Here is a 24,773-nt window from a genome sequence, read left to right on the forward strand (position 1 = left end):
CGGCGCCTGTAACGAGCGCCGCCCCCGTCCTTCGACCGCGACCGCACGCGCCCACCGGCTGTGGGCCGACGCGGGTCGTGAGTGCGCGCCCGGTACCGGGCAACGGACGAATCTCCGACCCAACCGACGAGGAAACAGTGATAGATGCCGCGGGCCTACGCAAGGTCTACCGCTCGGACGGTCGCGACGTGGTCGCACTCGACCGGGTGGACCTACGCGTCCAGGAAGGCGAAATCTACGGTGTCGTGGGACAGAGCGGAGCAGGGAAGAGCACCCTGCTGCGATGCGTGAATCTCCTGGAACGACCGACCGAAGGAACCGTGCACGTTGACGGTGCCGAACTCACCGCGATGAGCGGCGCCCGACTGCGCGGCGCCCGGCGCGGGATCGGCATGGTGCACCAGCACTTCGCCCTGCTGTCCTCGCGCACCGTGGCCGGAAACGTCGCCTTCCCGCTGGAAGTCGCGGGTGTCACCCGCGCGCAGCGCAAACGCCGTGTCGGGGAACTACTGGAACTGGTGGGGCTCGACGACAAGGCCAAGATGCATCCCGCCCAGCTCTCCGGTGGGCAGAAACAGCGCGTCGGGATCGCCCGCGCTCTCGCCTCCCGCCCCAGGGTTCTGCTGAGCGACGAGGCGACCTCCGCACTGGACCCGGAGACCACGCGCTCCATCCTGGAGCTGCTGCGGGAGCTCAACCAACAGCTCGATCTCACCATCCTGCTGATCACCCACGAGATGGAGGTGATCAAGCAGATCTGTGACTCGGCCGCCCTGATGGACTCCGGAAGGTTCGCCGAATCCGGCCGCGTCCTTGACCTGCTCGAGACCCCCGGGTCCCGGCTGGCGCGTTCGTTGTTCCCCCTTCCCAGCACCGAGGAGGGCGACGGTGTGGCGATCACCTGCACCCGTGACTCGGACGCGCCGCTGATGTCCGAGCTGACCCGCCGGTTCGACGTGGACGTCAACGTTCTCGGCGGCGCGGTGGAGAACATAGCGGGACGTTCCGTCGGTCGGCTCAACGTGCGCATCCAGGGCGACAAGCGGCAGGAAGCGCTGGGCTATCTCAGCGAGCACGGAGTGCTGGTGGAGGAAGCGTGACAATGACCTGGCCGACACAGCTCGCCGAACGCTGGCCGGAGATGTGGCCGGAACTGTGGCTGGGCACCCTGGACACGGTGTACATGGTGCTGTGGGCAGCCGTCATGGGGGTCGTGTTCGGTCTCCCCATCGGGGTGCTGTTGGTAACCACGGAGCGGGGCGGACTCACCGCTGCCCCGGTGCTGCGGACGGTCCTCGGCGCGATCGTGAACATCGGGCGGTCGCTGCCGTTCATCGTGCTGATGGTGGCCGTCCTCTCCCTGACACGGCTCATCACGGGAACCACACTCGGACCCACCGCGGCGATCGTCCCGCTGAGCATCGGCGCCATACCCTTCTTCGCCCGGCTCGTCGAGACCTCCCTCCGGGAGGTCGACCGGGAGGTTGTCGAAGCCGCGCACGCCATGGGGACCGGAAAGCTTGCCATCGTCGGCAAGGTACTCCTGCCCGAAGCGCTCCCCGGACTGATCGCCGGGCTGGTGATGACCGTGGTCACCCTCGTGTCCTACTCGGCCATGGCCGGAGCGATCGGTGGGGGAGGCCTGGGCGACATCGCCATCCGTGAGGGCTACCAGGGATTCGACGACTACTACCTGTGGGCGACCGTGATCTGCCTGGTCGCCATCGTGCAGCTCGCGCAAACGATCGGTGACCTGTTGGTCAGGCGCCTCACCCACCGCTGAACCGGAACACAACGACGTGTCCCTCCAACCCGGCCGCCTTCGCCCCCTCGACGGGCCGGCTCTGGCGGTCCAAGACGACGAACGAAGGGAAAGACACGTGCGCACAATATGGGCCATAGCTGGTGCCGCTGGTCTCGTCGTGAGCCTCGTGGCCTGCGGAAGTCCCAGCGAGCAGGCGTCCTCGGACGGTTCCGCCGACGGTGACAGCACGACCGTCACCGTCGGGGCGACTCCCGTTCCACAAGCCCAGATCCTCGAGTTCGTCCGGGACGAACTCGCTGCCGACGCCGGCCTGGACCTCGAGATCGTGGAGTTCACCGACTACAACCAACCCAACACCGCTCTGACCGAGGGGGAACTGGACGCCAACTACTTCCAGCACAAGCCCTTCCTCGAGGAGTACCTCGACGGCAATCCCGAGGCTGACCTCAGCTACGTCGGGAACGTGCACCTGGAGGCGTTCGGACTCTATTCCGAAGAGCTGGAGAAGGTTTCCGGCCTGGAGGAGGGCGACAAGGTCGCGGTGCCCAACGACGGTTCCAACATGGGCCGGGCGCTGAAACTCCTCGAGGACCAGGACCTCATCACCCTGGAGGACGGTGCCGGGGATACCGCATCGAAGAAGGACATCGCCGAGAATCCGCGTGACCTGCAGATCACTCCGGTGGAGGCGGCGCAGCTCCCTCGGTCCCTCCCCGACGTCGACGCCGCCGTCATCAACGGGAACTTCGCCCTGGAGGCGAGCATCCCCGCGGAGGCGAACACGCTTGCCCAGGAGAACACCGAGGACAATCCCTACGCCAACGGGCTGGTCGTTCCCGCCTCTGACACCGATGCCCCGGCTGTCACCGAACTCAACGAGCTCCTCCACAGCGACGAGGTCAAGGACTACATGCAGGAGCAGTGGGACGGAGTCGTGATTCCGTTGGGTGGCGAGAACTAGAGCCTGTCCGGTGGACGCTTGTCCTGCTGCGCGGCGGCCCAGCGCCGCCCGCCACGAACAGCATCCACCGAACACGCCCAGGCGGTTCCCGCCGGTCGCGGTCGCGCGTTTCCCGAGGCCGCGTCCGGGAGGGAAGGAAACCCTTGTGGGGTCGGCTGGCCGGATCAGCCCGCCGGCCCCGCACCCGCTCGGATGGGCCCTGTGTCTGGACTCCCGTTCTTCAGCTATGCGAGGTTGCGTACGCTTTGTGGCGGCGGAAAGGTCATCCCGCAGGAGGAGTGTGTTCTTTGGCCCACGCTGAGCCGTGTTTCCGCTGCTGGGGGAGACGGCCGTCCCCGGCAGTCCCGACGCCGTGGTAGCCGCGAGGGACCGGAGTATGCCAATGGAACCGGAGCGTGACCGGTGCCTTCTCACCGAGTGTGAGCCGTGCCAGAATCCGGGTGAGCCCTGTCGGTTCTGTTCCGGGACAGGGTGGTGGCGTCCGGAGAGCCCACGTAGGGATGAGAACGGCGTGATCAGTTGGGTGCGGGTGGAGGAACCCTGCCGCATGTGCGCCAGTACCGGAAACGAGCACAACCCCGTTCGGCCGCTGTTCTGACCGCTGCACAGCAGGAGGCGGCGCGACCGGGAATCACCGAGCTCGGGCTAGGGTGAGTTGGAGGCGGACGTCTCCGTGTCACCGTCGTTGGGAGGGCTGCGGTATGCGTTGGGTCACCTATCTGTCGCCGAGTGGCGGTATGGAGCGGCCAGGCGTCATCGATGACGGGTGTGTGTTCGGCTATCCGGGGGAGCAGGGCTTCTCCGAGCTGTTGGACGGGGACCGGCACACGCTTGCCGACGCCTACCAGCGTGCTCTCGCGTCGCCGGTGGAGATCATCGTCGAGTTCGAGACCCGACTGTGCGCCCCGATCGTTCCCTCCGTCCCCGTTCCGGCCCGTGTGGGAACCGAGTGGGTGAACATCGAACCCGCGATGGTGCGCGGTACCGACGAGGGTGCTGCTCTCCCCTCGGGGGCTGATGCTCTCTCCGCAGCGATCGGTGTGGCGGCCGTGTTCGGTGGGACTGAGGACGGGAAGGAACACGTCGGTTACACGTTGGCGTGCCTCTGGCGTACCCCGGAAGCAGAGTGCGGCGGTCTGAGTGTCGGGCCGGCGGTGGTCACCCCCGAGGAGCTCGACCGTTCCTCCCTGACCGTCACGGCGTCCGTGGAGGACAAACCGTTGGCGACCGCCAGCGTTGACGACGAGCTCCTGTGGACCGATGGGAGGCGTTCGTCTCTCGTGGCGGTACTGCCCGCCCAAACCCGTCTGCTCACTCCCGGTGAGGAGCTCTTCCTGGACGGCGGACCGTTGGGCGAGTTCGAGGTGCGTATCGGATCCGCCGTCTGAGCAACGGTTCCGGCTCTCGGAGACGCTGGCAGCCCGGACGGCCGCGGGTCGGGAGGGACGGGCACGACGCCCGTTGCCCCTCGGGAGCGGCGCTGCAAGAGGACGGTCCAGCATCCGAAAGCGTGTCAAGGATGTGTTGGAAAAGTTATGGACGTGCACCGGGGCGCACGGCGGGCGGGACGCACCGCGTTCCGACTCGATCCGCTGTCCAGCAGCGGAATCGTCCGCCCCGGAGGTGGGGAACAGCGACGAGGACCGTGGGTCACCCTCTCGGAGAGCACGGTGTGGCTTGGTACGCTGTCCACCTTGGATGCACTATTTCGGGTTTATGGTGCATGACGCCTTCCCCCGAACTGAGGCGAGTTCCGATACGGAAGAGTCCATTTCGAGGCTTTCCCGGATGACGCAGGTCCCTTCGGCAGTGGCGGCCACCACGCGGCGCGTACACCGGAGTTCCGGACGGGACCGTCCACGGGGGATCCACGTCCGTCATCCGAAGCGGTGACACGAAAGGGTGCGAGGGTCCGTGTCGACACGAGCGACAGATGGTGGGAGTGACGCCTCCCGCCCGCAGCCTCCGGCCGACGAGACGGAGGGCAGCGGTGGGAGAAAGCGGTTCGAACGCTGGCGGAGACTGCGCAATTGGCGTGTGCGGTCCCGCCTCATAGCGCTCATCGTCATCCCCACCGCTGTGGCCGTCGTCCTCGGCGGGATGCGGATCGGCGAGAACATTCTCAACACGATCGCTAACGACCGGGTCGAGAAGATGGCCTCGCTGGGCCAGTCGGTCGTCGCGCTCTCCAACGAGCTGGGCAAGGAGCGCATGCTCAGCGCTGCTTACATCGCTGACGATCCTGACCCCGAGGAGCGTTCCACCGAACGCCTGGAACGGCTGCGGGAACAGGTCAAAGCCAGTAAGCAGGCCCGGCAGCAGGTGCGAAGCGACATCGACGAGCTGGACGGCGCCGACAGCTCGGCTGCCGAGGAGCAGATCCAGAGCATGACGAGCCACCTCGACGAGATCGAGAGTGTGCGCAGTGATGTCGAGGGGACCGACACCACCGTCCTGCCCACGGTCACCAGCTACCGGAAGACGATCGAATCCCTCACCAGGTTCAACCAGACCATCGCGGAGTCCACGGAGAACACGGAGCTGCGCGAGAGCGTTCAGTCCATGACCGCCCTGAACGAGGTCCGGGAGCAGCTCTCCTACGAAGCGGCGCTGATGCTGCACACGCTGATGCGTGACTCCATGTCGGGCGGTGTCGAGGAAGCCCTGCGGCAGAGCCGGTCCCGCTATGACAACGCCAAGCAGGACTTCATCGACAAAGCCACGGACCAGCAGCGGCAGTCCTACGACCAGAGCTTCAGCGGCCCGGACGCGAACCAGGTGATGAACACGTGGGTGCGGGTCATGATGCGGGCCGACAACGACGAGGAACTGACCGGTTCCGCGGGCGACGTTGACGCCTCCTCCTACCGGGAGGCCGCGAACAGCTCGCTGGACAAGCTCCAGGACGTCGAGGGGGAGATCACCGGGGTCGTCGAGGGCAAGGCGGCCTCATTGAAGTCCGAGGCGATCAATCGGGCGCTGATGGACTCGCTGCTGGTGCTGGCGATGATCATCGCCGTCTTCATCAGCACGACAGCCGTGGTCCGCTCGCTGGTCCGGCCGTTGCGTACCCTGCGGGAGGGCGCGCTCCGGATCGCCCAGGAGGACCTTCCCGACTCCATCACCCGTATGCAGGGGATGAGTTCGGCCCCCGGGGAGGTCGATGTCGCCCCTATCGACGTCGGCTCCCGGGACGAGATCAGCGAGGTCGCCCACTCGTTCGACGAGGTCCACCGTGTGGCACTGCGTCTCGCCTCGGACGAAGCGGTGCTGCGCAGCAACGTCAACGCGATGTTCGTCAACCTCTCCCGGCGGAGCCAAACGCTGGTGGAGCGGCAACTGCGACTGATCGACGGGCTGGAGCAGAGCGAGCAGGACGCCGACCGGTTGTCCGACCTCTTCCAACTGGACCACCTGGCGACGCGCATGCGCCGGAACAACGAGAACCTTCTGGTGCTCTCCGGCCAGGACAACACCCGCAAGTGGGCCCAACCCGTCCCGCTGGTCGACGTGCTGCGCGGTGCGATCTCCGAGGTCGAGCAGTACGACCGGGTGAACGTCCGGGCACCCTCGCACATATCCGTACTGGGCCGCCCCGTCAACGACGTGATTCACCTCATCGCCGAGCTCGTGGAGAACGCGACCTCGTTCTCGTCGCACGAGTCCCAGGTCGGGGTCTCCGCCAGGACACTCGACAACGGCAGTGTCCAGGTCGAGGTGGCGGACGACGGGATCGGGATGCCGGCGGACGAACTCGAGGCCACGAACGAGCGCCTCGCGGAGCCACCCGTCATCGATGTGGCCGTTTCCCGGCGCATGGGGCTGTTCGTGGTCAGCCGCCTGGCTGCCCGGCACGGCATCGAGGTGCAGTTGCAGGAGTCCCACAACGGCGGTATCACGGCCGTGGCCGTCCTCCCGCCGGACCTGCTGATCACCCCGGTCGAGCTGGACGCGCAGCAGGATGGAGCCTCCTCGCCTCCCGAACTGGACGCTGGGTCCGCCTTCCCCGACACGTACGCGGAAGCGACCGCGGCCTTCGCGGCCAACCCCGCCCCCGCCGAGTCCGGCGACGACCGTCAGCCCCCGTCGACCGGGAGCGTCCCGTCAGCGCCCTCGGACCTGCCCAAGCGCCGCCCCGGCGCGGAGCGCGCCGAGGAGCACCCGCCCGGCGGGGAGGACCTGTGGAGGCCCGCCAACCGGGACTCCCGGCCGGCGCAACCGCCGGAGCACGCCGATTCCGCCGGACAGCAACCGCCTGCGGCGGAGCCGGGACCGGAGGAGAGGCCCTCCCCCTCCCCGTTCGACACTGACACGCATCACGAGGGGCCTCTGGCGGGGCCGTCAGAGGCCTCCTCCGCAGAACCGCCAGCAGCCCCGCAGCAGCCAACGGAATCCGCTGTGTCCGAGAGCGAGGAGGGGAGCGAGCGTCCTGCTGGGTTCGCCAGCGGCCCTCCGCTGTCGGGAGAGCAGACCGACCCCTCGGCTCTCGGTGGTTGGCAGCACAACGAGCACTCCCCGCGTGAGGGTTACGGATCCACCGCCTACCTTTCCCGCCGTTACGGGAGCCCCGGACAGGACACGGTCGTCCCGCCGTCGCCGGAGCAGGACGGGGAGACCCTGCCGATCTTCGAGTCCATCGAGTCGAACTGGTTCCGCCGACGCACCGGTGGACCCTCCGTGGCAGGACCGGACACCGGCCCTCAGCCGCAGGTCAACAGGGGCCGGGGCTCCAGCGCCAGCGAGCCGCCCCGTCCGGAGCCTACGGATTCCGTCGACGACGGGGGAGCCGTCTCGCAGCCGAACGCGTCAGAAGGGGAGGAAGGGCAGGAAACCTCCAACGAGACATGGCGGTCAGCGTCGGACCAGGGATGGCAGGCGGCTCAGTCCGTTTCCGACCCTGTGGCCGGAGGTTTGACGACCTCGGGCTTGCCAAAACGCGTACCTAAAGCAAACCTAGTTCCTGGCACGGCTCCACAGCAGGAAGGGGCGGACGAAGGGCCGGCCCGTTCAGCGAAACGGGTACGGGATCGTTTCGCCGGTTTCCAGAAGGGGCTCCGTGAGGGACGTAACCAGACCGACGACCAGTCGTCCGAGGAGAGATAGTGTCCAGCGCGAACGGTGTTGCGGACGGACGCCGATTGGAACCGGGTAGAGTCCGTGCGTCAGATTGGCGGGGTGGTCCGATACCGCGGGCCAGCTATGAACTAGCATCATCCGCAATTCTCGGACACGAAAACCACATGAAGTCACGACTGAAGAAGACATGGTCGGCAGTCGCTCCCCGCGCGGTCGGCCAGCGCGAAGCTTGGGACGGACAGGAGAGCAAATGAGTCAATCCGTGAACGAGCTCAACTGGCTAGTCACCGACTTCGCGAATCGCGTACCGGATGTCGCGCACGCCATCGTCGTTTCATCGGACGGTTTGCCGCTCGCTGCCTCGGAGGGTTTCCCCGCTGACCGGGCGGACCAGCTTGCGGCGATCGCGTCCGGCCTGTCCAGCCTGACACAGGGCGCTGCCCGGGTCTTCGAGGGCGGGTCGGTCGCGCAGACCGTTGTCGAGATGGAACGTGGGTTGTTGCTCATCATGGCCATCGGTGACGGGTCGTGCCTGACAGTGCTCGCCGCTGCGGAGTGCGACCTCGGCCTGGTGGCTTACGAGATGACCCTGCTCGTCGAACGGGCCGGGCGTGCGTTGATCCCGGCGGCGCGCACCTGAGTAATCCACTGATCCACCACCAACAGGAGGACGTGGTGGCACCCCACAGTAGAGAGGACGGGAGCGCCTCGTGGTTCGGGCAGCAGCCCGGCGGCGCCTCCAGAGCGCCGGCCGAGCGTCCGGACGGCGGAGATGTTCCACGGCCGAAACAGCAACCAGACGATCAGCAACCCACCCCGGCGGGTGACCCCCCGTCGAATGCCCCCAGTTCGTTGGTACGGCCTTATGCTGTGACCCGCGGCCGGACCAAACCGAAGTCCCAGCTACCGCTGGAGGCGCTGATCTCCGCGACAGCGGCGGCGCGCGACGAGCTGGGAACCCTGACCCCTGAGTGTCAGGCGATCAGGGACCTGTGTGGAGAGTGGCGTTCCGTGGCAGAGATATCCGCGCTGCTGCGGATCCCGCTCGGTGTCGCGCGGGTACTCGTGGCGGACATGTCGGAACAGGGCCTGGTGCAGATCCGATCGTCGCTCGGCTCCGACGAAAGCCGGCCCAATGTCAACCTGCTTGAAAGGGTGCTCAGTGGACTTCGCAAGCTCTAGCCCGGCCGACGAGGGCGGTGCTGCGGCGAACGCGATGACATCGGTCAAGATCGTCGTCGCTGGAGGCTTCGGTGTCGGAAAGACGACGTTCGTCGGCTCCGTTTCCGAGATCGTACCGCTGACCACCGAAGCGGTCATGACAAGCGCCAGTGTGGGCGTTGACGATCTCGCCAAGACACCGGACAAGCAGTCCACCACTGTGGCGATGGACTTCGGCCGTGTCTCGCTGGACTCGGACCTGATCCTGTACCTGTTCGGTACCCCGGGGCAGCACAGGTTCTGGTTCATGTGGGACGACCTGGTCAAGGGCGCTATCGGTGCTGTGGTGCTTGTCGACACGAGGCGCCTCGCCGACTGCTTCCCCGCCATCGACTACTTCGAGGAAGCGCGCCTGCCCTTCGTGGTGGCGGTCAACGGGTTCGACGGCTACTATCCGCACGCTCCGGAGGAGGTGCGCGACGCCCTCACCCTCAGCCCCGACATCCCCATTGTCCAGGTCGATGCGCGCGGCAAGGACTCCACCAAGTCGACCCTGATCAGACTGGTGGAACACGCCATCACGGTGGGTGACGCCAACAGTTCCGGCCAGCCGACATCCACGGGCGGTCAGACCTCGTGGCGTTAGGGGCGCGGCTTACGCCCCTAACGCCAACGGTCCCGGCCAGGGTCAGGAGGTGCGGTGCGCCACCGCTCGCACCGGTGCGCCGTCCCCGCTGGACAACCGGATCGGGAACGCGCTGATCCACGGGTTCGGGAAGTCGACCCGATCCAGCCCGCGCAGGTTCTCGATGATGGTCCCTCCCGCTCCCAGGAGGGTATGGTGCGCTGCCCAGTCTCCGGCAGGGTGGGGGCCGTAGGGCGTCTCGTCCGGACTCAGCGTATCGACACCGACCGTACGCACCCCGGAGTCGACGAGGAGCTGCGCCGCATCACCCGTCAGGTAGGGATGGTGGAAGTAGCGTTCGGTGCGGTAGTGGGTGTCCCAGCCGGTACGCACCAGAACTATGGTTCCCGGTGCGAACCCGTCCCGCCAGGGGGCGAGGTCGTCCCGGGTGATAGGGGAACGGTCCTCCCGGCCGGTGACGTCGACCACGATCCCCGGCCCGGTGAACAGCTCCAGCGGAAGGTCGTCCAGACGGGTGCCGTCCGTCCGGAAGTGGTAGGGCGCGTCAACGTGGGTCCCGCTGTGGGAGGTCAGGCACACGTCGGTACTGTTGACGCCGTCCTCGGCGATGTTCTTCGCCGAGTGGAGTGAGGGCGCCGACTCCCCGGGATAGGCCTGGGTGTCCGCGCTTATGGGGTGGCTCAGGTCGATGACGCCGGTTGCGCCCACGATGTCTCCAATCCGTCTGCGGATCCGTGAGGTGGTTCCGGTCCGTGTGGTGAGACACGGTACTCTCCGCCCCGCGGGCGGTTCCCGTGCCCGGCCGCGTACGCGCCATGACCGTACTGCCGACGGGAGGGGAAACAGCGACGGGTCGCCCACCGCGGGCGAGGGCCGTTCGGCTGTAGCGGCCGAAAGCCCGAGGTGCCAGTATCGCCTCACGCGGGAAGGACGACCCCGTGGCTGTGTTCCACCCGGGAGAGCGGATTCCCGTTCCGGCATGCTCCCCCGTCCGCGTGTTCGCCACGAATCCGTCCGACCCACCGTCCCCGTGCGTTTCCGTCTCCTCCGCCGCGGCGACGGCTGACGCCCGCACCGTCCGAAAGGAGGAAGCGCGTCCACGGCATCGCGCTAGATCCAACGATGAATGCGAATCCTGGGGACAACCAGCCCGAAGAGCAGCCCGATCCGGGTACCAACGCCATGACCGACCGTTTCCGCGAGGTCGGAACACGGATCCTGGACGCGCTGCTTGCCACTGATCCCGAATGGGCGAGCGAGCTTGGCGACTCCCGGTTCTTCGGTCGCTTGGCAGACCACTCCCCACAGGGGGAATCCCACCGGATGGCGGTGCTGAGCGACGCGCTCGGTGCGTTGGACGCGATCGACGACACACTGCTTCCCGTAGCGGACCAGGTGGACCTGGAAACACTGCGTGGCAAGGTCAGCGGCGACATGTGGCGCCACACCGAACTGCGGCAGCATACCTGGGACCCTATGGTCCATCTGCCGGGAGGAGCCCTCTACACGCTGCTCACCACACAGGTGTGGCCGGTTGGTGAGCGTCTGGGGGCGTTGGCGGACTGCTGCCGCCTGGTGCCGCAGCATCTCGCGACGGCCCGCGGTGTGCTGGACGACGGTCCCGGCATGCCGCGTGCGCATATCGAGTCGGCCCTCACCCAGGCGCGCGGGACAGTGGCCATGCTGGGCCGGGACGTCGACGCGCTGTTGGAGGAGGAGCCCAGCCTTCGTTCTGAGGTGGTCCCGGCGCGTGACGAGGCGCGTGCCGCGTTGGAGGAGCACATCGCGTGGTTGGATTCCGAGTCCCGTACGGCGGTCGCCAGTCCGCGGCTGGGAGAGCGCCGCTACGCCGCGCAGCTCTGGTATACCCTGGACACTGAGATCTCCCCGGAGGTGCTGCTCACCCGGGCGCAGAGCGATCTGATCGCCGCTGAGGAGGAGATCGCCGACGTGGCGGCCTCCTATGACGGTAGGGCACCCTACGCCGGGCAGGTGCGTGAGGTACTGAGGCGGGTCAGCACCGCGAACGCCTCCGCTCCGGAGACGATCCGCCCCCTGTGCGAGGAGGCGCTCGGGCACGTGACGGACCGGCTGCGTGACACGGACCTCGTCTCCGTGCCGGAACGCCCGTTGCAGGTGATCGACATGCCCGAGGCCAGGCGTGGGGTGGCCGTCGCCTACTGCGACCCGCCCGGGGCACTCGCGCCGGACACGGGGGCTCCCACCCTGCTCGCCGTGGCCCCGCCCATGGCAGGTGGCGGCTCCTCCCAGGGGTCCTTCTACCGCGAGTACAACGCGGTGATGCTACGTAACCTGATGGCTCACGAGGCGCTGCCCGGACACGCGCTACAGATGGCGCACATGGCTGCCACCTCGGGACTGAGCCGGATACGGCGCGCGTTGCAGAACGAAACGTTCGTCGAGGGGTGGGCTGTCTACGCCGAGGAACTGCTGGCGAGCCGCGAGTGGGAGGGAGCCGCTTCCGGCGACGACCGGGCGCTGCGTCTGTTCCAGCTCAAAAGCAGGATCAGGGTGATCATCAACGCCATCCTCGATGTCCGTATCCACGCTTACGGAATGACCGAGGAGGAAGCGATGGCGCTGATGACGGAACGCGGCCACCAGGAAGAGGAGGAGGCGGCCGGGAAGTGGCACCGCGCCCAGTTGGGCAGTGCCCAGCTGTCCACCTACTACGTGGGATACCGGGAGGTCAGCGACCTGGCGCGCGATCTGGGGAACGTGCGTACCACGGCGCGTCCGCGTGAGATCCACGACAGTCTGCTGGCCCACGGCGCACCTCCGCCGCGCCACCTGCGGAGCCTGCTCCGTGTGTAACGGGAACCAGGCCACCGCGCCGCTGCCGCTGGCCGCTCCCGTTCCGTCGTTCCTCCAGGGGAGGCGGACTCCGCCCCGGCGGCCGGTGCGGACGGGGGAGGCCCCTGTCATCGGGCCGGTGCCGGGGAGCCGGGAAGCCGTGGCGCACGGGGGAGCCGCTGGTGCCCCCGGACGGCGCCGCGCGTCACACGCGTCGCGCTGCTCTCCTATGCTGGTTCCGGGTAGATCCGGCGGTGCATGGAGTAGGACGAGGTGAACTGGTCGATGAGCAGTACGCAGCCAGATCCCGAAGGCGGGGCCGACGAGGCTGACGGGTTCCAGCGTCTGTGGACCCCGCACCGCATGGCCTACATCAAGGGGGAGAACAAACCGAGCGGATCAGCGCCCGACGACGGTTGCCCCTTCTGCCGCGCCCCAGGCATGCCCGACGACGAGGGGCTCGTGGTGGCGCGGGGGAAGCTCGCGTTCGCGGTTCTCAACCTCTATCCATACAACAGCGGGCACCTGCTGATCTGTCCCTACCGGCACGTCTCGGACTACACCGAGCTGGACGAGGCCGAGACCGCCGAGGTCGCGACCCTGACCCAGGACGGTATTACGGCGGTGCGGAACTCCGCCGCTCCGCAGGGGTTCAACGTGGGGATGAACCTGGGGAACGTCGCCGGTGCCGGTATCGCTGCCCACCTGCACCAGCACATCGTCCCCCGCTGGGGTGGCGACACCAATTTCATGCCGGTCGTGGGCAGGACCAAGGTTCTGCCGGAGCTGTTGGGCCAGACAAGGGAAACCCTGGCCGAGCACTGGCCGCGTCGCTGAGTACGGCTGCCCGGTCCCACCCGTGTGACGGAACCGTGCCAAGGACACGGGTGGCGCGGCGGGGAGCGCCGTCGCTCGACGGGGCTACTGCGGTACCTGTTTCCGCTGTACTGGTTTCCTCCTTCGGCGGCACGTAGCGGTGCGAGCTGTGCGCGCGGACACCGGCCGGTCCCGCCGTCGCACCGGTTCCGGAGCGGACGGTTCCTCCCGGAACCGGTGCGACGCACGCATGAGAGCGCCTACCGCGTGCCGGCCGACCACCGGGGCATACTGAGACGCGGCGGGGTGCCTCCTTCGCCGCCCGGCCTGTTGGACATACGATCTTGGGGAGTCATGCTGAGATTCCTGCGTCCCTACCTCGCCCGGATGCTTCTTCCCGTGGGCCGGGGCCTGGCCCGGGTCGGCGTCACTCCCACGGCCGTCACCCTCACGGGCGCCGTTGGCGTCACGGTGAGTTCCCTGGCCTTCTACCCGCAGGGCAAGCTCTACATCGGGTCGGTCGTGGTAACCGCGTTCGTGCTGTGCGACATGCTGGACGGGGCCGTGGCCCGCGTGTCGAACGGTACGAGCAAGTGGGGAGCGTTCCTCGACTCCACCCTGGACCGGGTCTCCGACGCGGCGATCCTGGCTGGGCTCCTGCTGTGGTTCACGGGAGAGGGCGCGGACCCGATGCTGGCCGGCCTCACCCTGTTCTGCATGGTCTCCGGTTTCGGGGTCTCCTATGTCAAGGCCAGGGCCGAGGGATTGGGCGTCAACTGTGACGTGGGGGTCGCGGGACGTTCGGAGCGCCTCGTTCTCGTTCTTGTGGCCGCCGGGATCGGCGGGCTGGATGTACCGTATGTTCTGCCGGTTGGTCTGTGGCTGCTCGCCGTCCTCAGCGGTGTGACAGTGGTGCAGCGCCTGCTGGAAACGTACAACCGGCTCACCCACCCGAATCAGCATGCGGGGAACGCCGGAACGCACTGAGAGTGGGACCCATGGGAGAACGCGCGACAACAGTGGCGTATTCGCTGGGGTGGATGCTGATCCGACGCGTGCCCGAACGTGTCGGGCGGCGTGTCTTCGAGGTCATGGCCGACCGTTCCTGGCGCGGTCGCGGCAGGCGTGTGCGCCAGCTGGAGGCGAACCTCCGCCGCGTGTCGGGGCCCGACATCACGCAGGCCCAACTCCGGGCCCTGTCACGTGCCGCCATGCGTTCCTACCTGCGTTATTTCTACGAGATGTTCCGGCTGCCGGTGATGGACTGGAAGACCCTGTCCGCGCGTACCAGCCACAGCGGCGTGGAGAAGGTGGAACGCCATGCCCGCGCCGGTGGCCGGGGTGCCGTCGTCGCGCTGCCGCACATGGGTAACTGGGACCATGCCGGGGCATGGATCACGATGCGCGGCACACCGTTGACGACGGTCGCCGAACGACTCGAGCCGGAGAGCCTGTTCGACCGCTTCGTGCGCTTCCGCGCTGCTTTGGGGATGGAGGTTCTCCCCCTCACCGGTGGGGAGGGGAACAACACGGAACTACTCGCCCGGCGGCTTCGGAACGGGGGGTTGGTCTGCCTTCTGGCCGACCGCGACCTCACGTCGAATGGTGTCGACGTCACGTTCTTCGGAGAGAACGCGCGTATGCCGGCCGGTCCGGCTTCCCTGGCCGAGCGCACCGGTGCCGCCCTGCTGCCCGTGACACTGTGGTACGAGGGGGAACAGTGTTGTATCCGGATACACGACGAGGTCCCGGTTCCGGGACACGGTGACCGGAGGGACAACGTGCGTGCCATGACCCAGGAGGTGGCACGCGTCTTCGAACACGCGATCGCCGAACATCCACAGGACTGGCACATGCTGCAGCGTGTTTTCACCGCGGACCTGGAGGAGCCCGGCACTACGGGGGCGGCCTCCCGAGTTCCGGAGAGCGACGGCCCCGATTCCGTTCCGCCCCGCGACGGGGACGCCACTCTCCCGGAGACCGGCCGTGAGACCGGCCGGAGGGGGTGAGCCGATGCGTATCGGTCTCGTGTGCCCCTACACCTGGGATGTGCCCGGCGGTGTCCAACAACACGTCAACGACCTCGCCGTGACCCTCCTGGAGCTGGGGCACGAGGTGTCGGTGCTGGCGCCGTGCGACTCGGAGCAGGAGCTCCCCGATCATGTCGTCTCCGCCGGCGGGGCTGTTCCGGTCCCGTACAACGGCTCGGTCGCGCGGTTGGCGTTCGGTTTTCGTGCCGCGGGACGCGTCAGGAGGTGGATCCGGGACGGCGCGTTCGACCTGTTGCACGTGCACGAGCCGGCCGCGCCCAGCCTCTCCCTGCTCGCGTGCTGGGTGGCCGAAGGGCCGATCGTTGCGACGTTCCATACCGCCAACCCCCGTTCCCGTGCCATGACGGTGTCGGCTGCCGCGCTGCACACCGCCCTGGAGAAGATCAACGGCCGTATCGCCGTCTCCGAGGCGGCTCGCAAGACTCTGGTGGAACACCTGGGGGGTGACGCGGTCCTCATCCCGAACGGGGTGGACATGCGCCGTTTCGCCTCGGCCGAACCACTGGAGGGGTGGCCGGGGGAGGGCGGGGCGATCGGCTTCCTCGGCAGACTCGACGAGCCGCGCAAGGGGCTCGGTGTGCTGCTGGATGCGTTCGCGCGGCTCGGGCCGCAGCGCCCGGGGCTGCGTCTGCTCCTGGCCGGCCCCGGCGACAGTGGTGAGGTGGAGGCGAAGGTCCCCGATGAGCTGCGGGACCGTGTGGTTCTTCTGGGTCAGGTGAGTGACGCTGACAAAGTGCGCGCCTACCACTCGGTGAGTGTCTTCTGCGCTCCCAACCTGGGCGGGGAGAGTTTCGGGATCGTGCTGGCCGAGGCCATGTCCGCTGGAGCCCCGCTCCTGGCGAGCGATATCGCTGCTTTCCGGAAGGTGCTACGCGGCGGTGCCGCGGGGGAGCTTTTCGCCACGGGCGATCCGGACGCGTTGGCGAACGGTGCCGCGACGCTGTTGGACAGTCCCGACCGTAGGGCGGAGCTGTCCGAAGCCGCGCGGAGCGCGGTGCGTGCCTACGACTGGCGCAGTGTCGCCGCGGAGATCGTGCGCGTCTACGAGACCGTCCTTCCGTTGGGACCTGCGGAAGGACGGGTGACAACAGGCCGTAGGGAAAGCGTTTGACTTTTTCCTTTCCCTAAGGGGAGGGGATTCCGCCCCTTGCGGGGTGGGTTTCCCGCTTCCTAGCCGGTTGCGGAGGGGAGGGCCCGTGCCGTCTGGCACCAGCTCCACAGGCGTCACCCGCGTACTCGCGGGCTGCGACGCGACCAGCGGCACGGGTTGTTCCCGGCCGCGGCGGCGGCCTTGTCGGAGGTCTTCTCGCCGCGCTGGTGGTAGGCCTCGTGGCGCTGGTCGAGGGGCCTGTTCTGCGCCAGGCGCACGCGGCCGAACGTGCGGTCCGGTTGGGCCGCCTGATCGGGGCCGGCCGGGTGGGACCGGCACGTGTACGCCGTCCGCGCACCCCCTATTGTGCAGGGGCCAGAGATATGGGGAAGCCACGTTCCGGATTCCTCCCAGGCCTGAAAATCGGGACATCCTCCGGAAGGACCTGGTGAAACGGTGCTCGACTGGATCTCTGCTGCTGCGGTCGCGGTGGCGGCGGTGGCAGCGCTGTCGTTCTACGTCTCCTGGCGTGCGACCCGATTGGACCGGTTACACACGCGGGTGGAGACCGCCTACGCCGCCCTGGACGCCGCACTGGTGCGTCGGAGCGCTGTCGTGCTCGAGCTCGCCTCGACCCCTGGACTCCTCGAACCCGCCTCCGCCGTCCTGCTCGCGGACGCCGCGGTCCGTTCCCGCCGTTCCCACGCGTGCGGTGGAGGGGAACGGGAGCTCGCCGAGAGCAGTCTTTCCCGGACGCTGCGCGCGGTGGTGGGAGAACCCGGTTTCCGTGCGGAGGTGGCGTCCGGCGGTTACTCCCGTGGGGGAGCGGACGGTGAGCTGCTGGCCGAGGTCGAGGCGGCCGCCAAACGCGTCCACCTCGCCCGCCGCTTCTACAACGACGCTGTCGCGAGTACCCGCGCGGCTCGGATGAGCAGGTTGGTGCGTGCGCTCCGGCTCGCCGGCAGCGCCCCCCTGCCGGAGTTCTTCGAAGCCGATGATGAACCGCCTTCGTTCGACACTATGGCGTAGATCTCCCGGCAGCTTGGACGGTGAGGACAATCCCGGAACGGGGGAAGGTGGTATGTCCAGAAGGAGAAGGTCCTGACCGTTTATCATGGGAAGGGGCGCGCACGGTCAACTGCCGTGCGGCGCTGCACGATCCATCCTCCGCGTAACGAGGTGAACCTCGTGTCCGCTCAGAATTGGGAGTCCGCCACTGTGGCCAACGCCAACACTGATGAGAACGTAACCGACAGCACGGTCGGTACCACCCGCGTTAAACGGGGCATGGCAGAACAGCTCAAGAACGGCGTGATCATGGATGTGGTCACCCCCGAGCAGGCCAAGATCGCCGAGGACGCCGGTGCCGTCGCGGTTATGGCGCTGGAGCGGGTGCCCGCCGACATCCGTGCGGACGGCGGGGTCGCCCGCATGTCCGATCCGGACATGATCGACGGCATCATCGAGGCCGTGTCGATTCCGGTCATGGCCAAGGCCAGGATCGGCCACTTCGTCGAGGCCCAGGTGCTGCAGTCCCTCGGTATCGACTTCGTCGACGAGTCCGAGGTCCTCACCCCGGCGGACGAGGCGCATCACGTGGACAAATGGGGGTTCACCGTCCCGTTCGTCTGCGGTGCCACCAACCTCGGCGAGGCGTTGCGCCGTATCGCCGAGGGAGCGGCCATGATCCGTTCCAAGGGCGAGGCAGGAACCGGGAACGTCGTTGAGGCGACGCGGCACATGCGGGCCATCCGAGCGGAGATCCACCGCCTGGGAACACTGGACGGCGCTGAGTTGTTCGGGGCGGCGAAGGAGCTGGCAGCACCCTACGAGGTCGTCCGGGAGGTGGCGCGGCTCGGGAAACTCCCCGTCCCGCTGTTCTCGGCCGGAGGCGTCGCCACTCCCGCCGACGCCGCGCTGATGCGGCAGCTGGGCGCGGAGAGCGTGTTCGTGGGGTCGGGGATCTTCAAGTCCAACGATCCGGGCAAGCGCGCCGACGCGATCGTGCAGGCCACGTTGCACTACAACGATGCCGAGGTCATCGCGAAGGTGTCCCGCGGTTTGGGGGGTGCCATGGTTGGCATCAACGTCGACAACCTGGACGAGAGCCAGCGCTACTCCGAACGTGGGTGGTGAGGGGAAGGCGGAACCCCGCCGGCCCGGACCACGCCTTCGGAACGACGGAGCGCAGTGGTCCGGGCGGATGCCGCTCCTCTCCCGTCGCACGGAAACCGAGTGAGGTCGTTTGTTGTCCACCCACCCCGTCATAGGTGTGTTGGCTCTGCAGGGTGACACCGCAGAGCACGTACGTGTACTGGAGGATCTCGGGGTTACCGGAACGGAGGTGCGCCGCCGTGCCGACCTCGACGCGATCGACGGTCTGATCCTCCCCGGAGGCGAGTCGACGACGATGTCCAAACTCGCCGCGCGGTACGAACTACTGGAACCGCTGCGGAAACACATCGGTGGTGGCATGCCTGTCTACGGGACGTGTGCGGGCATGATCCTGTTGGCCGACCGGCTCTTGGATGAAGCCGAAGGGCAGCAGAGCATCGGCGGCATCGACATGACCGTGCGGCGGAACGCCTTCGGCCGCCAAACCGAGTCGTTCGAGGCCCCTGTCGCGATCGATGGGATCGGCGAGGAGCCGCTGGAGGCGATTTTCATCCGCGCCCCCTGGGTGGAGTCCGTCGCGGACGGGGTCACCGTCCTCGGTTCGGTCACGCGGGGAGGCCACGCCGGTAGGATCGTCGCCGTACGGCAGGGGCCACTGCTGGCTACGTCGTTCCATCCCGAACTCACGGGGGATACGCGTGTCCACAGGCTTTTCGTCGACATGGTGAAAGGACAGGCATACTCATGAGCGGCCACTCAAAGTGGGCTACCACGAAGCACAAGAAAGCCGCCATCGACGCCAAGCGAGGCAAGCTCTTCGCCAAGATGGTCAAGAACATCGAGGTGGCCGCGCGTACTGGCGGTGGCGATCCGGAGGGCAACCCGACGTTGCTCGACGCGATCCAGAAGGCGAAGAAGAACTCCGTCCCGCTGGACAACATCGAACGAGCCCGGAAACGCGGTTCCGGTGAGGAAGCAGGCGGCGCCGACTGGCAGAACATCATGTTGGAGGGCTACGCCCCGGGGGGAGTCGCCCTGCTCATCGAGTGTCTGACCGACAATCGCAACCGTGCCACCTCCGACGTGCGTATGGCCGTCACGCGTAACGGGGGGTCCATGGGTGACCCGGGCTCGGTCTCCTATCTCTTCAGCCGCAAAGGGGTCGTGATCGTCCCGAAAAGCGAAACGACCGAGGACGAGCTCACCATGGCGGTACTGGACGCCGGCGCTGAGGACGTCAACGATCTGGGGGAGTCCTTCGAGGTCGTCTCCGAAGCCACCGACCTGGTGCCGGTCCGTAGCGCGCTGCAGGAGGCCGGGATCGAGTACGACTCGGCCGAGACCTCCTTCCTACCCAGCGTTGAGGTTCCTCTGGACGAGGAGAACGCAAGGAAGGTCATGCGGGTCATCGACGCGCTCGAGGACTCCGACGACGTGCAGAACGTTTACAGCAACGCTGACATCCCCGACGAGGTGCTCGAGAAGGCCAGCTGACCACCGGCGGAGCTCGGAGGTGGAGACCGCGGCTTTCCGCCGCGTGGTGGATGTTCGGTCGGAAAGAGGGTCGATATGGTGAACTCTGCCGGAGCGGCACGTGCTGTTCTGGCAGATGTTCCCTCGTCGATTCTGAGAAAGGCCTAGCATGACCCCCCCGAGCGACAACCCTCACGAGTACGGGCAACAGTACGGCTGGTCGCAACAGCCGGGTGGCTCGTCGCACCAGGACGGACCGGGGGCACCGCCGCCGCAGCCACCGGGCCCGGGCAGGCCCCAGTCCACGGACTGGGCCGGAGGGCTCAGCGGTCTCTTCGACTTCGACTTTTCCGAGTTCATCACCGCGAAGGTCATCAGGATCCTCTACATCCTCGGGATGGTCCTCATCGGGCTCCTGGCGCTGGGCAACCTCGTCTCCTCGATAACGATGATGGCCACCGGCATGTCCGTGTTCAACGGAGTGCTCTGGTTCCTGCTCACCCCGGTGATCGCCGTGGTCGCCACGGTCCTGTTGCGTGTGGGGCTGGAGCTGCTGATCGTGGTGTTCCGGATCAGTGACGACATCTCCGCTCTTCGTCGGCGGAACGGCGTGTGAGCGTCCGCTCCCCGCACCGGCTCCGACCGCGGGGAAACAGCCGGTTGTCGTGTGCCGGATGGCCACCACCCTCCACCGGCACGGTAGGGTATACGAACGGACGTTCGAGTGTGGGCCGGGAAGAGGGACGCCGAGGATGCGGGTTCTGGGAATCGATCCGGGACTTACCCGGTGTGGCCTCGGTGTCGTCGACGGCGCTCTCGGCCGGAGGCTGTCGTTCGTGACGGCCGGTGCCGTGCGTACCAGCTCGGACTGGGAACTGTCCGAACGGCTGCTCGGCATCGAGCGCGGCGTGCAGTCATGGCTCGACGAGTACTGTCCCGACGCTGTCGCCGTCGAGCGCGTGTTCGCGCAGCACAACGTCAGCACGGTGATGGGAACGGCCCAGGCGAGTGCCGTGGCCATCACGTGTGCCGCTCGTGGCGGGCTTCCCGTGGCCTCGTACACGCCCAGTGAGGTCAAGGCGGCGGTAACGGGCAGCGGGAGGGCGGAGAAGCAGCAGGTCCAGGCCATGGTGGCGCGACTGCTCGCGCTCGAGGCAGCGCCCAAGCCCGCTGACGCGGCTGACGCGGCGGCGTTGGCGATGTGCCACATTTGGCGCGGTGGGGCCCAGGACCGGATCGCCCGCGCCCAGCAGGAGTTCCACCGCAAAGCGGGGACAGCACGACGCGCTCGCGGCGTGTGAGTGCGTGTCGGTCCCTGGACCCGGGACCACAGCCGGAGGGAGGTTTCTCGTGATCGCGTCCCTGAGCGGGCGTGTCGCCACTCGCGGAGCCGAGACGGCGGTGCTCGAAGTGGGAGGTGTCGGCCTGACCGTACAGTGCACCCCCACGACCCTCGCTGGTCTGCGCGTGGGTGAGACGGCAACGGTGGCCACCTCACTGGTCGTGCGGGAGGACTCCCTCACCCTGTTCGGGTTCGCTGACGGGGACGAACGGGACGTGTTCGAGCAGGTGCAGGCGGTGGGAGGCGTTGGTCCTCGCCTCGCTCTGGCCATGCTGGCCGTTCACCCGCCGGACGCGCTGCGTCGCGCGGTCGCTGCTGAGGACACGGCGGCCCTCACCCGGGTGCCCGGGATCGGTAAGAAAGGCGCGCAGCGGATCGTTCTGGAACTGCGGGAGAAGTTGGCCCCGCCGGAGGACGAAGGCACGACCGCCACAGAGCAGCAGGCCATTCCCGCCACGGCGGCCTGGCGGCCACAGGTCGTCTCCGGCCTGGTGAACCTGGGATGGTCCAACCGGGACGCCGAGGCCGCGGCCGATGCTGTCGCGTCCGAGGCCGAGGATCCGCAGGCCGATGTCGCGTCCCTGCTGCGCAGCGCGCTGCGCAAACTGAGCCGCGTGTAGCGGACCGGCAGGAAAGGAGTCGATGACCCCCGCCATGGCCGAACAACGTGATGTGGTCTCCCCCGACGCCGAGGTGGACGAGCACGCTGTCGAGAGCGCGCTACGGCCCAAACGGTTGGACGACTTCGTCGGCCAGGGCCGGGTGCGGGAGCAGCTGTCCCTGGTGCTGCACAGCGCACAACAACGCAGCAGTGTTCCCGACCACATCCTCATGTCCGGCGGCCCCGGGTTGGGGAAGACGACGATCGCCATGATCGTGGCGGCGGAACTGGGAGCGCCGTTGCGGATCACCTCCGGCCCGGCCATCGAGCGCTCCGGGGACCTCGCTGCCGTGCTGTCCACCCTCCAGGAGGGCGAGGTGCTGTTCCTGGACGAGATCCACCGTATGGCGCGGCCGGCGGAGGAGATGCTGTACGTGGCCATGGAGGATCTCCGGGTCGACGTCGTCGTGGGGAAGGGACCCGGAGCAACCGCGGTTCCGATCGACATAGCACCGTTCACGCTGGTCGGAGCGACGACCAGAGCGGGTTTGCTGCCGGCGCCGTTGCGCGACCGGTTCGGGTTCGTGGCGCACATGGACTTCTACCGTTCCGACGAGCTGGAGCTCATCCTGCGCCGTTCCGCGGAGATGCTCGCCGTCGAGCTGGATCGGGACGCCGCGGCGGAGATCGCCGGACGGTCCCGGGGGACGCCGCGGATCGCCAACCGCCTGTTGCGGCGGGTGCGTGACTACGCCGAGGTGCGTGGGGACGGCAGGTTGACCGTGTCGACGGCGCGTTCCGCCCTGGCCTTGTACGAGGTGGACGAACAGGGCCTGGACCGGCTGGACCGGGAGGTGCTGGACGCTCTGCTGCGTCGCTTCCGCGGCGGTCCGGTCGGGCTGTCGACGCTGGCGGTGTCGGTGGGGGAGGAACCGGAGACCGTCGAGGTGGTGGCCGAACCGTTCCTGGTGCGTTCCGGTTACGTGGCGCGTACGCCGCGGGGTCGGGTCGCCACCCCCGAAGCGTGGTCGCACATGGGAGTCACACCGCCGTCGGACGCCGCTTTCGGCGCGGCCGCTCTCGTGGAGCAGGACCAGGAAGAGACGTGAGAGCACCAACGGCGCGGGGCCGGCCGTCCACTATCGTGGGGAAACGGACGGGGCGCGGTGTGTCCGGGAGACGGGTGGTGTGTTTCCTCGGGAACACGAGCCCGGCTTCGCTCGTTGCCCCGTAGTGTGCTCCCACAGCCCGCGTTGCGGCAGCAGAGCTGTAGATCCGTGGCGGGTACGGACCCGAACGATAGGAAGGACGCCCCGTGCAGGGCCATTACATTCTCCTCGCCGACGCCGCCGACGCAGGTGGCGAGAGCATTCTCCAGATGATCTGGCCGATCGCGCTCATCATCCTGGTCTTCTGGCTGCTCTTCTGGCGCCCGCAGCAGAAGCGCCGCCAGCAGGAACAGAAGATGCAGTCCACACTGCAGCCGGGTGCGGAAGTGCTCACCAAGGCGGGATTCTACGGAACCGTGGTGGAGGTGCGGGACAACGAGGTGGAGCTCGAGATCTCGCCCGGTGCACGGATCAGGATGATGAAAGCCGGAATCGGTGAAGTGATCACTCCGAACGACGGCATATCCGACGACACCCCGGTGGAGGACCGGCCGGACTTCCCCGGTGACGACCGCCCCTCCTCGTAGCGGCCCGGGGCGTCCGTGGGAAACGCCCCCCACGTGTCCGGTGTCTCCTGCCTTTCGCCCTGGACGGAGGAGAACCGGTTTCTGTCGTCGGGCCACAGCGGGAGTCCGGCAGCTGTAGCGCACGTCGCGTCCGATGCTCTCAGCCGCTGGGTGTTGTCGGCATAACGGCCCAGCATGACCGTACCGATTCTGTCCGGAACGTAACCGGTACGGTCGTGCTGGGCCGTTATGTCTGTCCCGTCGGTTTCTCACGAGGGGCGGGCCAAGCGACAACGAAGGCGAGAGAACCGGATCATGCCTGTGAACGTGGCCGACACCATCACGTCGGGTACGCGCGATATCCCCGATTACCCCCAGCCGGGTGTGATGTTCAAGGACATCACCCCGCTTCTGGCCGACCCCCGAGCGTTTCGCGCGGTCGTCGACGCCCTTGTCGCCCGGTACCGGGACGCGGGTGTCACCATCGACACTGTGGTGGGGCTGGAAGCGCGCGGGTTCATCCTCGCGGCCCCGGTCGCCATCGGGCTCGGAGCCGGCTTCGTTCCGATCCGCAAAGCTGGGAAACTTCCTGCGAAGACGCACAGTGAGACGTATGATCTGGAGTACGGGACAGCGACGGTTGAGATGCATACGGATGCCATCGCGTCCGGAAGCCGCGTCCTGATTGTCGACGATGTCCTGGCCACGGGTGGCACCGCGCAGGCCGCGGTGGAACTGGTCCGCAGAGCGGGTGGTAGTGTCGTGGAATTCTCGGTTCCGTTGGAACTCGGTTTCCTCCGGGGTCGGGAGAAACTGACGGACGTGGACGTGTGCGCGCTCGCCGTGGCGTGAATGGCACCCTCCCACGCCGTCAGCCCCTGTCCGTCCGCGCGGCCGGGTCGGCTGTGGGAACGAGCGGCGGGCATAACACAGCCGCAGCCACGCGTTGGCACGGGTGAGCCCAGTGCTCACCGATGTAACGTCGACCTGGCCGGGGTACGGATGGCGACACCATGGGCCCGGTACGGGGAGTCGCGGGAGGAGTAGCTCATGCCAGGCGAAACTGTTTCAACCGAGACGGTGGCCGGGCGCTCCGAGCCGCCCGCCAACGATGACACGTACGACACCGCGTCGCTCCCGCACAGCACGCGGGGAGAGGGGGAGGATGCCGATCCTGCCTCCAGCAC

At 67.7% G+C, this 24,773-nt stretch carries 25 protein-coding genes; 23 read left to right on the forward strand and 2 right to left on the reverse strand.

All coding sequences use genetic code 11. From position 1 onward, the window contains the following. The first annotated feature begins 137 nt into the window (after window positions 1-137). The 8 genes from FHX37_RS05505 (at window position 138) to FHX37_RS05545 (ending at window position 9,609) form a co-directional block, all read left to right on the forward strand. Entirely contained in the window at window positions 138-1,100 is a 963-nt protein-coding gene (locus tag FHX37_RS05505) for a methionine ABC transporter ATP-binding protein (protein ID WP_141922466.1), read from the forward strand. Window positions 1,101-1,102: 2 nt separating this feature from the next. Further along, entirely contained in the window at window positions 1,103-1,783 is a 681-nt protein-coding gene (locus tag FHX37_RS05510; protein ID WP_141922467.1) for a methionine ABC transporter permease, read from the forward strand. 97 nt (window positions 1,784-1,880) lie between these two features. Beyond that, window positions 1,881-2,726, forward strand: a complete 846-nt coding sequence (locus tag FHX37_RS05515) for a MetQ/NlpA family ABC transporter substrate-binding protein (protein WP_141922468.1) — start codon at window positions 1,881-1,883, stop codon at window positions 2,724-2,726. Window positions 2,727-3,463: 737 nt separating this feature from the next. Further along, on the forward strand, window positions 3,464-4,114 hold the full coding sequence (locus FHX37_RS05525) for an FAA hydrolase family protein (protein ID WP_246062100.1): 651 nt from the start codon (window positions 3,464-3,466) through the stop codon (window positions 4,112-4,114). Between the two features lie 649 nt (window positions 4,115-4,763). After that, window positions 4,764-7,829 carry a sensor histidine kinase gene (locus FHX37_RS05530; protein ID WP_141922471.1) on the forward strand — a complete coding sequence of 1,022 codons (3,066 nt, stop codon included), beginning with the start codon at window positions 4,764-4,766 and terminating at the stop codon, window positions 7,827-7,829. A 223-nt stretch (window positions 7,830-8,052) separates the two neighbouring features. Then, on the forward strand, window positions 8,053-8,442 hold the full coding sequence (locus tag FHX37_RS05535) for a roadblock/LC7 domain-containing protein (RefSeq protein ID WP_141922472.1): 390 nt from the start codon (window positions 8,053-8,055) through the stop codon (window positions 8,440-8,442). Between the two features lie 32 nt (window positions 8,443-8,474). Continuing rightward, entirely contained in the window at window positions 8,475-8,984 is a 510-nt protein-coding gene (locus FHX37_RS05540) for a DUF742 domain-containing protein (protein ID WP_394344476.1), read from the forward strand. A gap of 34 nt (window positions 8,985-9,018) precedes the next feature. After that, the gene (locus FHX37_RS05545) at window positions 9,019-9,609 is read left to right on the forward strand and encodes a GTP-binding protein (RefSeq protein ID WP_141925038.1); all 591 of its coding nucleotides are present in this window, start codon (window positions 9,019-9,021) and stop codon (window positions 9,607-9,609) included. 42 nt (window positions 9,610-9,651) lie between these two features. Here FHX37_RS05545 and FHX37_RS05550 read toward each other — a convergent pair whose 3' ends face one another. Further along, window positions 9,652-10,317, reverse strand: coding sequence for a cyclase family protein (locus tag FHX37_RS05550; protein WP_246062102.1), 666 nt, complete (start codon window positions 10,315-10,317; stop codon window positions 9,652-9,654). A 414-nt stretch (window positions 10,318-10,731) separates the two neighbouring features. Here FHX37_RS05550 and FHX37_RS05555 point away from each other — a divergent pair, with 414 nt between their 5' ends. The 5 genes from FHX37_RS05555 to FHX37_RS05575 all read left to right on the forward strand — a co-directional run bounded on the left by FHX37_RS05555 (window position 10,732) and on the right by FHX37_RS05575 (window position 16,401). Further along, window positions 10,732-12,444 carry a DUF885 domain-containing protein gene (locus FHX37_RS05555; RefSeq protein ID WP_246062103.1) on the forward strand — a complete coding sequence of 571 codons (1,713 nt, stop codon included), beginning with the start codon at window positions 10,732-10,734 and terminating at the stop codon, window positions 12,442-12,444. A gap of 264 nt (window positions 12,445-12,708) precedes the next feature. Then, the gene (locus FHX37_RS05560; protein WP_141922474.1) at window positions 12,709-13,260 is read left to right on the forward strand and encodes an HIT family protein; all 552 of its coding nucleotides are present in this window, start codon (window positions 12,709-12,711) and stop codon (window positions 13,258-13,260) included. Window positions 13,261-13,593: 333 nt separating this feature from the next. After that, complete coding sequence (pgsA, locus tag FHX37_RS05565) at window positions 13,594-14,226, forward strand: phosphatidylinositol phosphate synthase (protein ID WP_141922475.1); 633 nt, start codon at window positions 13,594-13,596, stop codon at window positions 14,224-14,226. Window positions 14,227-14,237: 11 nt separating this feature from the next. Then, entirely contained in the window at window positions 14,238-15,248 is a 1,011-nt protein-coding gene (locus FHX37_RS05570) for a phosphatidylinositol mannoside acyltransferase (RefSeq protein WP_141922476.1), read from the forward strand. Window positions 15,249-15,252: 4 nt separating this feature from the next. Beyond that, complete coding sequence (locus FHX37_RS05575) at window positions 15,253-16,401, forward strand: glycosyltransferase family 4 protein (RefSeq protein WP_141922477.1); 1,149 nt, start codon at window positions 15,253-15,255, stop codon at window positions 16,399-16,401. A 113-nt stretch (window positions 16,402-16,514) separates the two neighbouring features. Here the strand turns inward: FHX37_RS05575 and FHX37_RS23465 are convergent, their stop codons facing one another. After that, window positions 16,515-16,658, reverse strand: coding sequence for a hypothetical protein (locus tag FHX37_RS23465; RefSeq protein ID WP_246062105.1), 144 nt, complete (start codon window positions 16,656-16,658; stop codon window positions 16,515-16,517). A 178-nt stretch (window positions 16,659-16,836) separates the two neighbouring features. Here FHX37_RS23465 and FHX37_RS05585 point away from each other — a divergent pair, with 178 nt between their 5' ends. The 10 genes from FHX37_RS05585 to FHX37_RS05630 all read left to right on the forward strand — a co-directional run bounded on the left by FHX37_RS05585 (window position 16,837) and on the right by FHX37_RS05630 (window position 24,438). Beyond that, window positions 16,837-17,409, forward strand: coding sequence for a hypothetical protein (locus tag FHX37_RS05585; RefSeq protein ID WP_141922479.1), 573 nt, complete (start codon window positions 16,837-16,839; stop codon window positions 17,407-17,409). Between the two features lie 189 nt (window positions 17,410-17,598). Next, window positions 17,599-18,516, forward strand: coding sequence for a pyridoxal 5'-phosphate synthase lyase subunit PdxS (pdxS, locus tag FHX37_RS05590; RefSeq protein ID WP_141925040.1), 918 nt, complete (start codon window positions 17,599-17,601; stop codon window positions 18,514-18,516). Window positions 18,517-18,628: 112 nt separating this feature from the next. Further along, window positions 18,629-19,243, forward strand: coding sequence for a pyridoxal 5'-phosphate synthase glutaminase subunit PdxT (gene pdxT / locus FHX37_RS05595; protein ID WP_141922480.1), 615 nt, complete (start codon window positions 18,629-18,631; stop codon window positions 19,241-19,243). Continuing rightward, a complete protein-coding gene (locus FHX37_RS05600; RefSeq protein WP_141922481.1) occupies window positions 19,240-19,989 on the forward strand; it encodes a YebC/PmpR family DNA-binding transcriptional regulator in 750 nt (249 codons plus the stop codon). Before pdxT ends, FHX37_RS05600 begins: the two co-directional genes overlap by 4 nt. A 148-nt stretch (window positions 19,990-20,137) precedes the next feature. Further along, the gene (locus FHX37_RS05605; protein ID WP_141922482.1) at window positions 20,138-20,584 is read left to right on the forward strand and encodes a DUF4282 domain-containing protein; all 447 of its coding nucleotides are present in this window, start codon (window positions 20,138-20,140) and stop codon (window positions 20,582-20,584) included. A 136-nt stretch (window positions 20,585-20,720) separates the two neighbouring features. Next, window positions 20,721-21,269 (forward strand): crossover junction endodeoxyribonuclease RuvC, encoded by a 549-nt coding sequence (ruvC, locus tag FHX37_RS05610; RefSeq protein ID WP_141922483.1) that lies wholly within the window; start codon window positions 20,721-20,723, stop codon window positions 21,267-21,269. Window positions 21,270-21,318: 49 nt separating this feature from the next. Further along, window positions 21,319-21,930 carry a Holliday junction branch migration protein RuvA gene (ruvA, locus tag FHX37_RS05615; protein ID WP_141922484.1) on the forward strand — a complete coding sequence of 204 codons (612 nt, stop codon included), beginning with the start codon at window positions 21,319-21,321 and terminating at the stop codon, window positions 21,928-21,930. Window positions 21,931-21,964: 34 nt separating this feature from the next. Next, complete coding sequence (gene ruvB / locus FHX37_RS05620) at window positions 21,965-23,020, forward strand: Holliday junction branch migration DNA helicase RuvB (protein WP_141925041.1); 1,056 nt, start codon at window positions 21,965-21,967, stop codon at window positions 23,018-23,020. 206 nt (window positions 23,021-23,226) lie between these two features. Beyond that, window positions 23,227-23,607: a preprotein translocase subunit YajC gene (gene yajC, locus FHX37_RS05625; RefSeq protein ID WP_141922485.1), complete on the forward strand. Its 381-nt coding sequence runs from the start codon at window positions 23,227-23,229 to the stop codon at window positions 23,605-23,607. 294 nt (window positions 23,608-23,901) lie between these two features. Further along, window positions 23,902-24,438 (forward strand): adenine phosphoribosyltransferase, encoded by a 537-nt coding sequence (locus FHX37_RS05630; RefSeq protein WP_141922486.1) that lies wholly within the window; start codon window positions 23,902-23,904, stop codon window positions 24,436-24,438. The last annotated feature ends 335 nt before the right edge of the window (window positions 24,439-24,773 follow it).

Origin of the sequence: Haloactinospora alba (assembly GCF_006717075.1) — a bacterium.
GTDB classification, from domain to species: Bacteria; Actinomycetota; Actinomycetes; order Streptosporangiales; family Streptosporangiaceae; genus Haloactinospora; species Haloactinospora alba.

What these genes read in the sequence shown, in the direction of transcription:
- FHX37_RS05545 (WP_141925038.1), top strand. Translation starts at nt 9,019, where the DNA reads ATGACATCGGTCAAGATCGTCGTCGCTGGAGGCTTCGGTGTCGGAAAG.
- FHX37_RS05575 (WP_141922477.1), top strand. Translation starts at nt 15,253, where the DNA reads ATGCGTATCGGTCTCGTGTGCCCCTACACCTGGGATGTGCCCGGCGGT.
- FHX37_RS05525 (WP_246062100.1), top strand. Translation starts at nt 3,464, where the DNA reads ATGGAGCGGCCAGGCGTCATCGATGACGGGTGTGTGTTCGGCTATCCG.
- pgsA (WP_141922475.1), top strand. Translation starts at nt 13,594, where the DNA reads ATGCTGAGATTCCTGCGTCCCTACCTCGCCCGGATGCTTCTTCCCGTG.
- FHX37_RS05605 (WP_141922482.1), top strand. Translation starts at nt 20,138, where the DNA reads ATGACCCCCCCGAGCGACAACCCTCACGAGTACGGGCAACAGTACGGC.
- FHX37_RS05600 (WP_141922481.1), top strand. Translation starts at nt 19,240, where the DNA reads ATGAGCGGCCACTCAAAGTGGGCTACCACGAAGCACAAGAAAGCCGCC.
- FHX37_RS05510 (WP_141922467.1), top strand. Translation starts at nt 1,103, where the DNA reads ATGACCTGGCCGACACAGCTCGCCGAACGCTGGCCGGAGATGTGGCCG.
- FHX37_RS05570 (WP_141922476.1), top strand. Translation starts at nt 14,238, where the DNA reads ATGGGAGAACGCGCGACAACAGTGGCGTATTCGCTGGGGTGGATGCTG.
- FHX37_RS05535 (WP_141922472.1), top strand. Translation starts at nt 8,053, where the DNA reads ATGAGTCAATCCGTGAACGAGCTCAACTGGCTAGTCACCGACTTCGCG.
- FHX37_RS05555 (WP_246062103.1), top strand. Translation starts at nt 10,732, where the DNA reads ATGAATGCGAATCCTGGGGACAACCAGCCCGAAGAGCAGCCCGATCCG.
- FHX37_RS05630 (WP_141922486.1), top strand. Translation starts at nt 23,902, where the DNA reads ATGCCTGTGAACGTGGCCGACACCATCACGTCGGGTACGCGCGATATC.
- FHX37_RS05560 (WP_141922474.1), top strand. Translation starts at nt 12,709, where the DNA reads ATGAGCAGTACGCAGCCAGATCCCGAAGGCGGGGCCGACGAGGCTGAC.
- ruvB (WP_141925041.1), top strand. Translation starts at nt 21,965, where the DNA reads ATGGCCGAACAACGTGATGTGGTCTCCCCCGACGCCGAGGTGGACGAG.
- ruvC (WP_141922483.1), top strand. Translation starts at nt 20,721, where the DNA reads ATGCGGGTTCTGGGAATCGATCCGGGACTTACCCGGTGTGGCCTCGGT.